Source organism: Pseudomonas corrugata, assembly GCF_050920615.1.
GTDB classification, from domain to species: Bacteria; Pseudomonadota; Gammaproteobacteria; order Pseudomonadales; family Pseudomonadaceae; genus Aquipseudomonas; species Aquipseudomonas corrugata.
In genome coordinates, this window is sequence record NZ_CP130434.1 from 5,537,861 (window position 1) to 5,552,782 (window position 14,922).

The window sequence follows — 14,922 nt, forward strand, 5'->3', positions numbered from 1 at the left end:
GACACCGGAACTCTGAACCCGGAACCCTGTAGGAGCTGGCGAAGCCTGCGATCTTTTGATCTTTATCGTTCGCTCTCGACTCAATGGACAGGGGAAGATCGCAGCCTCGTTGCACTCGGCAGCTCCTACGCCGCATTCGCTCTAGGGCCACCACCGATCACCTATTACCCCGATAGCTGGAGTCCACCCGGACAACCCCCTAGAATCGCCGCACCCTTAGAAGGAGACGATTCATGCTGATGGTGATTTCCCCCGCCAAGACCCTCGATTACGAAACGCCGCCGGCCACCGAACGCTTTACCCTGCCACAGTACCTGGACCATTCCCAGGAACTGGTCGAGCAATTGCGTGAATTCTCGCCGACACAGATCAGCGAATTGATGCACGTCTCCGACAAGATCGGCGGCCTCAATGCTGCGCGATTCGGCAGCTGGACCCCGGCGTTCAGCCCGGCCAATGCAAAGCAGGCCTTACTGGCCTTCAAGGGTGACGTGTATACGGGCCTGGATGCACAGAGCTTCAGCGAAGCCGACTTCGACCAGGCCCAACGGCATCTGCGCATGCTCTCCGGTCTTTACGGCCTGCTGCGGCCGCTGGACCTGATGCAGCCCTATCGTCTGGAAATGGGCACCAGGTTGGCGAATGCCCGGGGCAAGGATCTCTATGCATTCTGGGGCAGCCGTATCAGTGAATGGCTGAACGAAGCCCTGGCCGACCAAGGCGATGACGTGCTGTTGAACCTGGCTTCCAACGAGTACTTCTCGGCGGTCAAACGCAGTGCCTTGAACGCGCGCATCATCGATACCGAATTCAAGGACCTGAAGAACGGCCAGTACAAGATCATCAGTTTCTACGCTAAAAAAGCCCGCGGCTTGATGAGCCGGTTTGTCATCCAGGAGCGCATCAACGATCCGGCACTGCTCAAACAGTTCGACGTGCAAGGCTATCGTTACAGCGCCGAACAGTCCTCACCGCAGAGACTGATTTTCCTGCGCGACCACGCCCCACAATAACGCAGCACTGCCTCCGGGCCCCTGATCAGGGGCCTCGATCAGCCCCACGCAGGTCATTGTACTTCCCCATTCGAATCGCCACTTTATTGGCGTCAATATTTAAAGCCCGTCCTGGGCTAACTATTCTTTCACTCGACAATTGTCAGTTTTTTCCGTAGTGGCACAGAAAATTTTCAACAGTAGTGGCAAAAAAGTATCTAGGCCTCTTAACTCCCCGTAACTAAAGGGCGAAATCGCAAGTGCTATCAATATGAAAGCAGTGCCATCTCGACTCATATTTCAAAAAATTTCAGAAATCGCGATGAGCGGACTGGAACTATGTCCAAATGCACGGCTCATACCACCCGTAACGATTCTCGCCGAGCGTGTACGAGATAACTTACAAAGGACGTCGACCAAAGTAACCAAGTTGTCACAGCAACTAAGCGAAACGGTCGCCCTTATAGACCCAAGATGAAAAGGACAGGAGATAAGGCAGCATCACTATCCCCTACAAGGCCAAGGCTGCGCCCCTACAACGTGCTCACCTGAGCACACAAGCTTCTGATTTTGTGGGCTTTTTGCCAGAAATCAGAAGTGAACGACCTTTGCACGAATGTTCTGGATAACGAGGACTGGCTGCATAACAGGGCAGGTCATAACAAGAAGGCCGCACTGCGCACAACTTGAGTGCAATTATTTAGACACTCGGAACTTAGTATGCCTGCACACGGCACTGTGGCGCCTGCATTCCACACTTCCGAGTGCACTATGACCGCTGAACACTATTAACTCCGGCCATTTAATGGCGTGAAAAACAGAGGTAAATGCGATGCGCATTAGCATATTTGGTTTGGGTTACGTCGGTGCAGTATGTGCCGGTTGCCTGTCTGCACGGGGCCATGATGTGGTTGGCGTGGATGTCGCCAAAGACAAGATCGATATGATCAACGCCGGCAAATCGCCTATTGTTGAACCGGGTCTTGGGGAGTTGCTGGCTCAAGGCATTCAAACAGCTCGCCTGCGTGGTACGACCAACTTCGCGGAAGCCATTCGCGATACAGACCTGTCGATGATTTGCGTCGGTACACCGAGCAAAAAGAACGGTGATCTGGAACTGAACTACATCGAGGCCGTCTGCCGCGAGATCGGTTTTGTCCTGCGCGAAAAGACCACCCGCCACACCATCGTGGTGCGCAGCACCGTATTGCCAGGCACCGTGGCAAACGTTGTCATCCCGATCCTCGAAGACTGCTCCGGCAAAAAGGCCGGTGTCGATTTCGGCGTCGCGGTCAACCCTGAATTCCTGCGTGAAAGCACCGCGATCAAGGACTACGACCAGCCACCGATGACCGTCATCGGCGAGTTCGACAAGGCCTCCGGCGACGTTCTGCAATCGCTGTACGAAGAACTCGATGCGCCGATCATCCGCAAGGACATCGCAGTCGCCGAGATGATCAAGTACACCTGCAACGTGTGGCACGCCACCAAGGTGACCTTCGCCAACGAGATCGGCAACATCGCCAAGGCGGTGGGCGTCGATGGCCGTGAAGTAATGGACGTGGTGTGCCAGGACAAGGCCCTGAATCTGTCCCAGTACTACATGCGCCCAGGTTTCGCCTTCGGTGGCTCGTGCCTGCCCAAGGACGTACGCGCCCTGACCTATCGCGCCAGCTCCCTGGACGTAGAGGCGCCGCTGCTCAACTCGCTGATGCGCAGCAACGAATCCCAGGTGCAGAACGCCTTCGACATCGTCTCCAGCCACGAAAAACGCAAAGTCGCCCTGCTGGGCCTGAGCTTCAAGGCCGGTACCGACGACCTGCGCGAAAGCCCACTGGTAGAACTGGCGGAGATGCTGATTGGCAAGGGCTACGACCTGCGCATCTACGACAGCAACGTCGAATACGCCCGTGTCCACGGCGCGAACAAGGACTACATCGAGTCGAAGATTCCTCACGTCTCGTCCTTGCTCAACTCCGACTTCGACTCGGTCATCGACAACTCCGACATCATCATCCTCGGCAACCGCGACGAGAAGTTCCGCGCGCTGACCGAAAACGTACCGGAAGGCAAGCAGGTCATCGACCTGGTCGGCTTCATGTCCAAGGCCACCAACCCGAGTGGCCGGACCGAAGGCATCTGCTGGTAAGTCTGTTTGCCGGCCGGGGCATGCCCCGGCCGGCCTTTCGCCTGCCTTAACCCATCGGGCCGCCCACAAGGCCCGCCCGAGATAGAGACGGATGCAGATTATGCACAGGCTAAAGCACGGCCTGCTTCAGGCCGCCGGTTGGCTGTTTTACTTGAGTTTATTGATGGGCATCGCCATGGCGCTGCCCACGTCCACGTTCGACTCCGAATCCAAGGATTTCATCTTCCTGATCGGCGCCGTGGGCATCTGGCGTTACTCCATGGGAGCAACGCATTTCGTGCGCGGCATGATCTTCCTGTACATCGTCTACCCACACCTGCGCCGCAAGGTCCGCAAGTTGGGCAAGGCGGCGGATCCGTCCCACGTGTACCTGATGGTCACCAGCTTCCGGATCGACGCGCTGACCACTGCCCAGGTGTACGGTTCGGTGATTCGCGAGGCCATCGAATGCGGGCTGCCCACCACCGTGGTCTGCTCCATCGTGGAAATGTCCGACGAACTGCTGGTCAAGAGCCTCTGGGCCCGCATGAACCCGCCTGAGCGGGTCAAGCTGGACTTCGTGCGCATCCCGGGCACCGGCAAGCGTGATGGCTTGGCCTACGGTTTCCGCGCCATCTCCCGCCACCTGCCGGATGATCGCGCCGTGGTCGCCGTGATCGATGGCGACACCGTGCTCGCCGAAGGCGTCGTGCGCAAGACCGTGCCGTGGTTCCAGCTGTTCGGCAACGTCGGCGGCCTGACCACCAACGAGTTCTGCGAAGTGCGTGGCGGTTACATCATGGCCGAGTGGCACAAGCTGCGTTTCGCCCAGCGTCACATCAACATGTGCTCCATGGCCCTGTCCAAGCGCGTACTGACCATGACCGGTCGCATGTCGGTGTTCCGCGCCACCGTGGTAACCAACCCGGACTTCATCGCCGACGTGGAAAGCGACTCGCTGCAACACTGGCGCCTGGGTCGCTTCAAGTTCCTTACCGGTGATGACAAGTCGAGTTGGTTCAGCCTGATGCGCCTGGGCTACGACACTTTCTACGTACCCGATGCAGCGATCAACACCGTTGAACACCCGCCGGAAAAAAGCTTCATCAAGGCCAGTCGCAAGCTGATGTTCCGCTGGTACGGCAACAATCTGCGGCAGAACTCCCGGGCACTGGGGCTGGGCTTGAAACGTCTGGGCCTGTTTACCTCGGTGGTGCTGTTCGACCAGCGAGTGTCGATGTGGACTTCGCTGCTGGGCCTGACGGTGGCGCTGATTGCCAGCTTCAAGTACGGCACCGCGTTCATCCTGGTGTACCTGCTGTGGATCGGCATCACCCGATTGATCCTGACCCTGTTGCTGTCGTGCTCCGGACACCGGATCGGCCCCGCTTACCCGGCGATTCTCTATTACAACCAGATCGTCGGCGCGATGGTGAAGATCTATGTGTTTTTCCGCCTCGATCAGCAGTCCTGGACCCGACAGCCCACTTCTCTTACCCGTGATCTCGCCAGCTTTCAACGTTGGTTCAACACCTGGTCGTCTCGGACCATGACCTTCTCTGCCGGCAGTATTTTCGTCGCCGTGCTGTTGACGATGGTCTGACCGAACTCGCCTGAATTAACTAGGAAATCGCCCCTATGAACACCGCCGTGAATGTCAACGTAGTGCATGAATCCGAAGCCCAGCGCCAACACGCCCGGGTGAAAATCCCGGCCAAGCTGCGCTTCTTCGGTCCCGACCGCACCCCCATGGAAGTCAAGGTCCTGGACCTGTCCGCCGGCGGCCTGAGCTTCAACGCCGGCCAGATGCCGCTCAAGGTGGGTGAGGCCTACAAGGGTCGCCTGCAATTCGTCATCGACAACCTTGGCCTGGCCATGGACGTGGAATTGCAGATCCGCTCCCACGAGCGCCAGACCGGCCGCACCGGTTGCCAGTTCCAGAACCTGGAACCTCGGGATATCTCGACACTGCGTCATATCATCACCTCGCATCTGGCCGGCGACATCGTCGGCGTCGGCGATGTGCTGGCGACCCTGCAACGCGACAACTTCACCAAGGCGCGCAAGCAGAAGGATGAAAGCAGCGGCATGAGCGCCCTGGGTCGCCTGCGGGCCGTGACCTTCAGCCTGGGCGTGTTCATCGTCGGCCTGGCAGCATTCGGGTTCATCTTCAAGTCGGTGTACGGCATGTACTTCGTCAGCCACGCCCAGGCAGGCCTGGTGAACGTACCGGGCATGGCGATCACCATGCCGCGCGACGGCACCGTGCAGAGCCTGGTCAAGCCTGACGGCGTGGCCGCCAAAGGCGCCCCGCTAGCGACCTTCAGCACCAGCATGCTCGACGTGCTCAAGGGCCACCTGGACGACAACCAACTGCAACCGGCCAAGGTCGAAGAGTTGTTCGGCAAGCAGATGACCGGCACCCTGACCTCCCCTTGCGATTGCATCGTGGCCCAGCAATTGGTCGCCAACGGTCAATACGCCAGCAAGGGCGACGTGATCTTCCAACTGGTTCCGCGCGGTACCGAAGCCAACGTGGAAGCACGCTTCTCCTATCGCCAGTTCGGCGAAGTGCGTCCAGGCACCTCGGTGAACTTCCAGGTCGCCGGCGAAGACGTCACCCGCACCGGCAAGATCATCAGCAGCACCAGCCTGAAAAGCGAAGACCTGTCGTCGGATATCCGTGTGCTGATCAAGCCCGACGAGCCTCTGGACAGCGCCCTGGCCGGTCGTCCCGTGGAAGTCAACAGCGACCGTGGTCCGAACCTGAACTGGCTGATCGACAAAGCCATGGCTGTCGGTAAGTAAGCGGAGGACTGCCCGTGACGACTCCACAAAACAACAACGCGCTGCACTCCCTGTGGGAGCGAGCCTGCTCGCGATGGGATCGCAGCGATGTATCTGAAGGACCGCAGCGCCTGCTTCGCGAGCAGGCTCGCTCCCACAAAGGGACGCTGTGTGCCATTGCACTGGCCGTCAGCCTGGCCGGTTGCGCCGGCCTGCCCGACCAGCGCCTGGCCAATGAGGCCCTCAAGCGTGGTGACACGGCGCTGGCGCAGCAGAACTATCAGCAACTGGCCGACCTTGGCTACAGCGAGGCTCAGGTGGGTCTGGCCGACATCCAGGTGGACAGCCGCGACCCCGAGCAGATGAAAAAGGCCGAGGCCACCTACCGCGCCGCCGCTGACATCTCGCCACGGGCCCAGGCCCGCCTGGGTCGCCTGCTGGTGGCCAAACCGGGTTCCACCGAGGCTGAAAAGCACGAAGCCGAAGGCCTGTTGAAAAAAGCCTTCGCCAGCGGTGAAGGCAATACCCTGATCCCGCTGGCAATGCTGTACCTGCAATACCCCCACAGCTTCCCGAACATCAACGCCCAACAGCAGATCAGCCAGTGGCGCAGCGCCGGCTACCCGGAAGCGGGCCTGGCGCAGATTCTGCTCTATCGCACCCAGGGCACCTACGATCAGCACCTGGACGAAGTCGAGAAGGTCTGCAAGGCCGCATTGGCCACCACCGATATCTGCTATGTCGAACTGGCCACTGTCTACCAAAAACGCGGCCAGCCGGAACAGCAGGCCGAACTGCTCAAGCAGATGCAGGCCGGTCACAGTCGTGGCGTGGTGTCAGCCCAGCGAGTGGACAGTGTTGCCCGTGTCCTGGCCGATGCCAGTCTGGGCAAGACTGATGAGAAGACCGCTCAGTCCCTGCTCGAAGACATCGCCCCCGGCTACCCGGCTGCCTGGGTCAGCCTGGCGCAGTTGCTCTACGACTTTCCCGAACTGGGCGACGTCGACAAGATGATGCAATACCTGGAAAACGGCCGCGCCGCCGACCAGCCTCGCGCCGAGCTGTTGCTGGGCAAGCTGTACTACGAAGGCAAATGGGTACCGGCCGACGCCAAGGTCGCCGAGGCACATTTCCAGAAAGCCGTCGGCCGCGAAGTAGCCGCCGATTACTACCTTGGCCAGATCTATCGCCGAGGCTACCTGGGCCGGGTGTATTCGCAAAAAGCCCTGGACCATCTGCTCAAGGCCGCCCGTAACGGCCAGAACAGCGCCGACTTCGCCATTGCCCAATTGTTTTCCCAAGGCAAGGGTACCAAGCCCAATCCGGTCAACGCCTATGTGTTCAGCCAGTTGGCCAAGGTCCAGAACACCCCGCAAGCCATCGAGCTTGCCCAGACTCTCGAAGCACAACTACCGCCGGAGCAGCTTGCCCAAGCCAAACGCCTGCTACAACAAGAGCAGGCCATTCGTGGCGTCATGAGCCCCGATACGCTGGAACTGCAAGCCCTGAAAGAAGATAACGGCGAGGAACAACTATGAAGCCTTTGAAGCTCAATCCTTTTGTGCAGGCCGGAATTGGCCTGACATTCGCACTGATGTGGTCCTGCCCGACCCTGGCGGCCCTGACCGAAAGCAAGAATTTCGGCCTGGAAGTGAAGATCACCGGCCAATCCGAAGACGACCGTGACCTGGGCACCCAGAGCGGTGGCGACGTCAATGGGGTGGGCCTGGACCTGCGTCCCTGGGTCTATGGCGAAAGCGGTAACTGGAGCGCCTACGCCATGGCCCAGGCCGTAACCTCCACTGATGTCATCGAGACCGACACCCTGCAACAGTCCGATGGCACCACCCAGCAGACTGACAGCGGCGATCGCGAAGCCAAGAAAAATTACCTGGCCATGCGTGAGTTCTGGATTGGCTACAGCGGCCTCACCCCTTATCCGGGCGAGCAGTTGAAGTTCGGGCGCCAGCGCCTGCGCAACGACGACGGCCAATGGCGCGACACCAACATCGAAGCCCTGAACTGGACCTTCGACACCACGTTGCTGCGGGCCAACCTCGGCGTCGCCGAACGTTTCAGCGAATATCGCACCGACCTCAAGGAACTGTCGCCCAAGGACAAGGACCGCCTGCACGTCTATGGCGATGTGGCTTACCAGTGGATGCCAGGTCAATGGGCCGGTATCCGTGCCCATCACACCCATGACAACGGCAGCCTCGACTACCCGACCCCGGGCGAACCCACCGACACCCTGGACAAGACCCAGAACGGCGACTTGACCTGGCTCGGTCTGGAAGCCAACAGCGACGCCTACAACTGGCGCAACACCAACACCGTCAACTACTGGGCCAGCCTTACCGGCATGACCGGCGACAGCGACACCGTCAATCCCCTCAACGCCGACGGCACACGTCCTGCGCAAGCCAAGCGCAGCGACGACCTGAACGGCTGGGCCACTGACTTGGGTATCCGGCTGCGCCTCGATCCGCAATGGCAAGTCGGTGCAGCCTATGCCCGCGCCAGCGACGAGTACCAACAGAACGGCCTGCAGAGCAACCGCTCGAACTTCACCGGCACCCGCTCGCGTGTCCACCGTTTCGGCGAGGCGTTCCGTGGCGAGATGGCCAACACCCAGAGCGCCAGCCTGTTCGGCTCCTGGCAGTTGCGCGATGAATACGACGCCAGCCTGGTGTACCACAAGTTCTGGCGTGTGGACGGCAACAAGCCGGTGGGCAGCAACGGCATCAACGCCGTACAGAACAACACCGACGACGTGACCGGCGCCATCCTCTCCACCTCGACCCTGCCGCTGCGTGACGGCGACAAGGACCTGGGCCAGGAGGTCGACCTGGTGGTCACCAAGTACTTCAAGCAAGGACTGCTGCCGGCCGCACTGAGCCAGTCCATCGACGAACCCTCGGCGCTGGTGCGCTTGCGTGGCGGCGTGTTCAAGCCAGGCGATGCCTACGGCAAAGACGTCGACTCGTACATGCATCGCGCCTTTGTCGACGTGATCTGGCGCTTCTGATGCGAATGGCCATGGGAGTGCCCGAAATGAACCGCTACCTCAGGAACAGCCAGGCGATGAAAGGTTCGATCAGCCTGTTGGTCGCAGCGATGCTGCTGGCCGGCTCGCCGGCGTTCGCCAACGTTGAACCGGCGGTCAAGCCGGGCAACGTGGTCAAGGAACTGCAACGAGCCAAGACCTACACCGTCAACAGCGCACCGACCGCGCCGCTGGAACTGGCCAAGCCGACCTTGCCCGACCTCAAAGGCTTCACCGCCGAAGCGGTCGCGGCCAAGATCGTGCGAACCAAGCCCGGCAAGATCAGCGTGCGCCGGATGATGCAGGAAAACGCCTTGAAGGACTTCATCGGCGGTGACAACAAGATGGCCGAGTGGGTGGTGCGCCAGCACGGCATCCCGCAGGCCATCTTCATCGATGACGGCTACATGAACTTCAAGGATCTGGCCAAGAAGCTGCCCAAGTACATCATCGAAACCTCGCCGGGCGTCTACCTGGCGAAGATTCCGATCGTGGTCGGCCAGAAAGGCATCCTGGAAATCGACAAACAGACCCAGGAACTGCGCCTGTCCCAGGAGGGCGGCTCGTTCCTGGTCAACGATGGCCGGATGTTCATCCGCGACACCAAGGTCACCGGCTGGCGTGAGAAGGACAACGGCCCCGCCACGTTCCGTTCGCCCAAGGAGTTCCGTCCGTTCCTGCTAGCGTGGGGCGGCACCGAGACCTACATCGTCAACACCAAGATGGCCAGCTTCGGCTACTCCAACAGTAAGTCGTACGGGGTGAGTATTTCCCAGTACACGCCGAACATGGCCAAGGTCCTCAAGCGCCCGGAACCGACCGGCTGGATCATCGGTTCCGAGTTCTCGGACATGTGGTACGGGTTCTACTGCTACGAGACCCGCGACTTTGTGGTCAAGGGCAACACCTACAAGGACAACATCGTCTACGGCATCGACCCCCACGACCGCTCCCATCGGCTGATCATCGCCGACAATACCGTCCACGGGACGAAGAAGAAGCACGGGATCATCATTTCCCGTGAGGTCAACGACAGCTTCATCTTCAACAACCGCAGCTACGACAACAAGCTCTCGGGCCTGGTGATCGACCGTAACAGCGTCAACAACATCATTGCCTACAACGAGATTTACAAGAACCACACCGACGGCATCACCCTTTACGAGAGCGCCGACAATCTGTTGTGGGACAACAAAGTGATCAGCAACCAGCGCCACGGCATCCGGATTCGTAACAGCGTAAACATCCGCCTCTACGAGAACATATCCATGGCCAACGGCCTGACCGGTATCTACGGCCACATCAAGGACCTGTCCAACACCGACCGGGACATCAAGCTCGACCCGTTCGACGCCGAGGTTTCGCTGATCGTGGTCGGTGGCGAACTGGTCGCCAACGGCAGTGGCCCGCTGTCCATCGACTCCCCCCTGAGCGTCGAGCTGTATCGCGTATCCATGCTCGCGCCGACCAAATCCAGCGGCATCAGCTTCAGCGGGATCCTGGGCGAGCGCCAGGATGAAATTCTCGACCTGCTGGTGCGCCAGCAGAAAGCCGTGCTGATCGACCCTGTCGAACGCCAGACCGAATTGCGGGACTGAGGATGACCTTTATGAACCCACAGATGATCAAACTCCTGGGCCTGTCTGCCCTGACTGCCGGCATTCTCGCCGCTGCAAGCGGCGCGCGCGCCGACGAAATCAAGGCGCCTGTCTTCACCGCAGAACCCTGCTGCAACCTGTGCCCCGCCGCTCATGATGCAAAGAACTACACCACGCGTTACCAGCAGAACTTCACCACGTTGGTACAGGCCCAGGGCGACTGGCTGTTCCGTACCCAGGAAGATCTGCGCACCGAATTCAATACCACGCCGGCCGGCTACAAGCGCATGCAACAGTTGCACGATGCGTTCAAGAAGAAAGGCGTCGAACTGGTCCTCGTTTACCAGCCGACCCGGGGCCTGGTGAATCGCAACAAGCTCAACCCCCAGGAAAAGGCCAGCTTCGACTACGAAAAAGCCCTGACCAACTACAAGGCCATGCTCGGCCGCTTCGCGCAGATGGGCTACGTGGTGCCGGACCTGTCGCCATTGACCAACGAAAGCCTGCCCGAAACCCTGCCGGCCCACGACTTCTACTTCCGTGGCGACCAGCACTGGACGCCATACGGGGCCCAGCGCACGGCGAAGATAGTCGCAGAGAAGGTCAAGCAGATCCCGGCCTTCGCCGACATTCCCAAGCGCGAATTCGAGACCAAGAGGTCCGGCCGCATGGGCAAGACCGGTACCCTGCATAACATGGCCGGGCAACTGTGCGGCACCAGCTACGCCATCCAGTACATGGACCAGTTCACCACCGAGCCTAAGGGCGAGGCTGGTGACGGCGATCTGTTCGGTGATTCCGGCAACCCGCAGATCACCCTCGTGGGTACCAGTCACAGCGGCAAGAACTACAACTTTGCCGGTTTCCTGGAGGAAGCCATCGGCGCCGACATCCTCAACGTGGCTTTTCCCGGCGGCGGTTTCGAAGGCTCAATGCTCCAATACCTGGGCAGTGAAGACTTCCAGAAGAGCCCACCGAAAATCCTGATCTGGGAATTCTCGCCGCTGTATCGCCTGGACCAGGAAACCATCTATCGCCAAATGATGGCGCTGCTGGACGACAACGGTTGTGAAGGCAAACCGGCACTGATGAGCAGCAAGACAGCCCTCAAGCCGGGCAAGAACGAATTGATGGTCAATAGCAAGAACATGGATCTGCGTAACGGCAGTCACCAGGTCGATATCCGTTTCGCCGATACCTCGGTGAAAACGTTGCAAGCCACCCTCTGGTACATGAATGGGCGCCACGAGGACATCAAGATCGAAAAACCGAACACCGCGGAAACCGATGGGCGTTTCGCTTTCCAGTTGCGCACCGATGGGGACTGGGCTTCGCAGAACCTGCTGGCCGTTGAAGTCCAGGGCCCCGAAGCCGGTACAGCGCCACAGCAAGTCGAAGCGAAAGTCTGCAAACGCAATGTCTCTCCGCAAGCCGAACAAACGGCTCAAATCGGACAATGAGGTCTCGCTTTATGACCAGGAACATGCGCAATCGAACGTTGAAGACGCTGCTGGCGCCGTCCCTGCTGACCCTGGCGATGTTCGCCGGGGCCACCCAGGCCGCGGCCCCGCTGCGCCCGCCGCAGGGTTACTTCGCACCGATCGAAAAGACCAAGGCCGGCGACTCCGCCCGAGGCTGCGATGCCGTGCCGGCGCCTTATACCGGCCCCCTGCAGTTTCGCAGCAAATACGAGGGCTCCGACAAAGCCCGTGCGACGTTGAACGTGCGATCGGAAAAAGCCTTTCGCGACAGCACCGCCGACATCACCAAGATCGAACGCGGCGTCAGCAAGCAAGTGATGCAGTTCATGCGTGACGGCCGTCCTGAGCAGTTGGAATGCACCCTGAACTGGCTGACAACCTGGGCCAAGGCCGATGCGCTGATGTCCAAGGACTTCAACCACACCGGCAAGTCCATGCGCAAATGGGCCCTGGGCAGCATGGCTTCGGCCTATGTACGCCTGAAGTTCTCCGACTCGCATCCGTTGGCGAACCATCAGGAGCAGGCGCAACTGATCGAGAGCTGGTTCAGCAAGATGGCCGATCAGGTGGTCAGCGATTGGGACAACCTGCCGCTGGACAAGACCAACAACCACTCTTACTGGGCCGCCTGGTCGGTGATGGCCACCTCGGTCGCGACCAACCGCCGCGATCTGTTCGACTGGGCCGTCAAGGAATACAAGGTCGGCGTCAACCAGATCGACGCCGACGGTTTCCTGCCCAACGAACTCAAGCGCAAGCAAAGGGCCCTGTCCTATCACAACTACGCCCTGCCGCCATTGGCGATGATCGCCAGTTTCGCCCAGGTCAATGGTGTGGATCTGCGCCAGGAAAATAACGGCGCCCTCAAGCGCCTGGGTGACCGGGTGCTGGCCGGGGTGAAAGACCCGGACATCTTCGAGGAGAAGAACGGCGAAGAACAGGACATGAAGGATCTGAAAATCGATTCGAAATTCGCCTGGCTCGAACCGTTCTGCAGCCTATACGCCTGCTCCGGGGATGTGCTGGAGCGCAAGCATGAAATGCAACCATTCAAGACTTTCCGCCTCGGCGGGGACTTGACCAAGGTGTATGACCCGGCCAGCGAAAAAGGTAGCAAAGGAAGCTGATTCACCGCTGATCGTTCCCACGCTCTGCGTGGGAATGCAGCCGGGGGCGCTCTGCGTCCCGAAAAGCCGAACGCGGAGCGTCCGTAGAGGCATTCCCACGCAGAGCGTGGGAACGATCATCACCGCCCTTTTTCATGGGGGGGTTTGGGGGGGCTCTGGCCCTTGACTGTTGATTCAACATGGAGAGATCGGGATGGTATTTTCATCCAACGTGTTCCTGTTCCTGTTCCTGCCGATCTTTCTCGGCTTGTACTACTTGAGTGGGCAACGCTATCGCAACCTGCTGCTGCTGATCGCCAGCTACGTGTTCTATGCCTGGTGGCGGGTGGACTTCCTGGCGCTGTTCGCCGCCGTGACCCTGTGGAACTACTGGATCGGCCTGAAAGTCGGTGCCGCCGGCGTGCGCACAAAGCCGGCCCAGCGCTGGCTGTTGCTCGGCGTGGCGGTGGACCTGTGCATTCTGGGCTACTTCAAGTACGCCAACTTCGGGGTCGACAGCCTCAACGCGATCATGACCAGCTTCGGTCTCGAACCTTTCATCCTGACCCACGTGCTGTTGCCGATCGGGATCTCGTTCTACATCTTCGAGTCCATCAGCTACATCATCGACGTCTACCGCGGTGACACCCCGGCGACCCGCAACCTGATCGACTTCGCAGCGTTCGTGGCGATCTTCCCGCACCTGATCGCCGGCCCCGTGCTGCGTTTCCGGGACCTGGCCGACCAGTTCAACAACCGCACCCACACCCTGGACAAGTTCTCCGAAGGCTGCACGCGCTTCATGCAAGGCTTCATCAAGAAAGTGTTCATCGCCGACACCCTGGCGGTGGTGGCCGACCATTGCTTCGCCCTGCAGAACCCGACCACCGGCGATGCCTGGCTCGGTGCCCTGGCCTACACCGCGCAGCTGTACTTCGACTTCTCCGGCTACAGCGACATGGCCATCGGCCTGGGCCTGATGATGGGCTTCCGTTTCATGGAAAACTTCAAGCAGCCCTACATCAGCCAGTCCATCACCGAGTTCTGGCGGCGCTGGCACATCAGCCTGTCGACCTGGCTGCGCGATTACCTCTACATCACCCTGGGCGGTAACCGCAAAGGCACGCTGATGACCTATCGCAACCTGTTCCTGACCATGCTGCTCGGTGGTCTGTGGCACGGCGCGAACATCACCTACGTGATCTGGGGCGCCTGGCATGGTATCTGGCTGGCCATCGAGAAGGCCGTGGGCATCAACACCACGCCACGCAGCCTCAACCCGATCCGGTGGGCACTGACCTTCCTGCTGGTGGTCATGGGCTGGGTGATCTTCCGTGCCGAGAACCTGCATGTGGCCGGTCGTATGTACGGCGCCATGTTCAGCTTCGGTGACTGGTCGCTGTCGGAACTGACCCGCGCCAACCTCACCGGCCTGCAGATCGCCACGCTGGTGGTGGCCTACATCACCCTCGCCTTTTTCGGCCTGCGTGACTTCTACACCAATCGTCCGCCGGTCAAGACCAAGCCGGAGGTCAACACCGAGGCCAACGGCCCGGCCACTGCACAACCGGGGCTGATCAAGGCCGTACCGGGCGACAACCCGGCACAGATCCACGAGCCGGGCTACACCGTGGGCGTCGAGGCCCAGGTGCAACCGGCCTACTGGGTCGCGGACTGGCCGCGCTATGTCATGCGTGCGTTGGTGCTGCTGCTGTTCATCGCTTCGATTCTCAAACTCTCGGCGCAAAGCTTCTCGCCGTTCCTTTACTTCCAGTTCTGAGGGA

10 protein-coding genes are annotated in these 14,922 nt (G+C 60.0%); all 10 read left to right on the forward strand.

Annotation, left to right across the window (positions count from 1 at the left end):
• Positions 1-233 precede the first annotated feature (233 nt).
• The 10 genes from yaaA (at position 234) to QZH45_RS24755 (ending at position 14,918) form a co-directional block, all read left to right on the forward strand.
• Entirely contained in the window at positions 234-1,013 is a 780-nt protein-coding gene (yaaA, locus tag QZH45_RS24710; RefSeq protein WP_024777613.1) for a peroxide stress protein YaaA, read from the forward strand.
• Positions 1,014-1,824: 811 nt separating this feature from the next.
• Complete coding sequence (locus QZH45_RS24715; protein ID WP_024777612.1) at positions 1,825-3,141, forward strand: nucleotide sugar dehydrogenase; 1,317 nt, start codon at positions 1,825-1,827, stop codon at positions 3,139-3,141.
• Between the two features lie 100 nt (positions 3,142-3,241).
• Complete coding sequence (gene alg8, locus QZH45_RS24720) at positions 3,242-4,723, forward strand: mannuronan synthase (protein WP_392397813.1); 1,482 nt, start codon at positions 3,242-3,244, stop codon at positions 4,721-4,723.
• 35 nt (positions 4,724-4,758) lie between these two features.
• Positions 4,759-5,928: an alginate biosynthesis protein Alg44 gene (locus QZH45_RS24725; RefSeq protein ID WP_024777610.1), complete on the forward strand. Its 1,170-nt coding sequence runs from the start codon at positions 4,759-4,761 to the stop codon at positions 5,926-5,928.
• A gap of 14 nt (positions 5,929-5,942) precedes the next feature.
• The gene (gene algK, locus QZH45_RS24730) at positions 5,943-7,445 is read left to right on the forward strand and encodes an alginate biosynthesis TPR repeat lipoprotein AlgK (RefSeq protein WP_069018323.1); all 1,503 of its coding nucleotides are present in this window, start codon (positions 5,943-5,945) and stop codon (positions 7,443-7,445) included.
• Positions 7,446-7,450: 5 nt separating this feature from the next.
• A complete protein-coding gene (locus QZH45_RS24735; RefSeq protein WP_024777608.1) occupies positions 7,451-8,935 on the forward strand; it encodes an alginate export family protein in 1,485 nt (494 codons plus the stop codon).
• 26 nt (positions 8,936-8,961) lie between these two features.
• Entirely contained in the window at positions 8,962-10,551 is a 1,590-nt protein-coding gene (gene algG / locus QZH45_RS24740; protein WP_024777607.1) for a mannuronan 5-epimerase AlgG, read from the forward strand.
• A gap of 11 nt (positions 10,552-10,562) precedes the next feature.
• Positions 10,563-12,011 (forward strand): alginate O-acetyltransferase, encoded by a 1,449-nt coding sequence (locus QZH45_RS24745; RefSeq protein WP_024777606.1) that lies wholly within the window; start codon positions 10,563-10,565, stop codon positions 12,009-12,011.
• Between the two features lie 23 nt (positions 12,012-12,034).
• Entirely contained in the window at positions 12,035-13,159 is a 1,125-nt protein-coding gene (locus tag QZH45_RS24750; RefSeq protein WP_024777605.1) for a mannuronate-specific alginate lyase, read from the forward strand.
• Positions 13,160-13,352: 193 nt separating this feature from the next.
• A complete protein-coding gene (locus QZH45_RS24755) occupies positions 13,353-14,918 on the forward strand; it encodes an MBOAT family O-acyltransferase (RefSeq protein ID WP_024777604.1) in 1,566 nt (521 codons plus the stop codon).
• Positions 14,919-14,922: the final 4 nt, after the last annotated feature.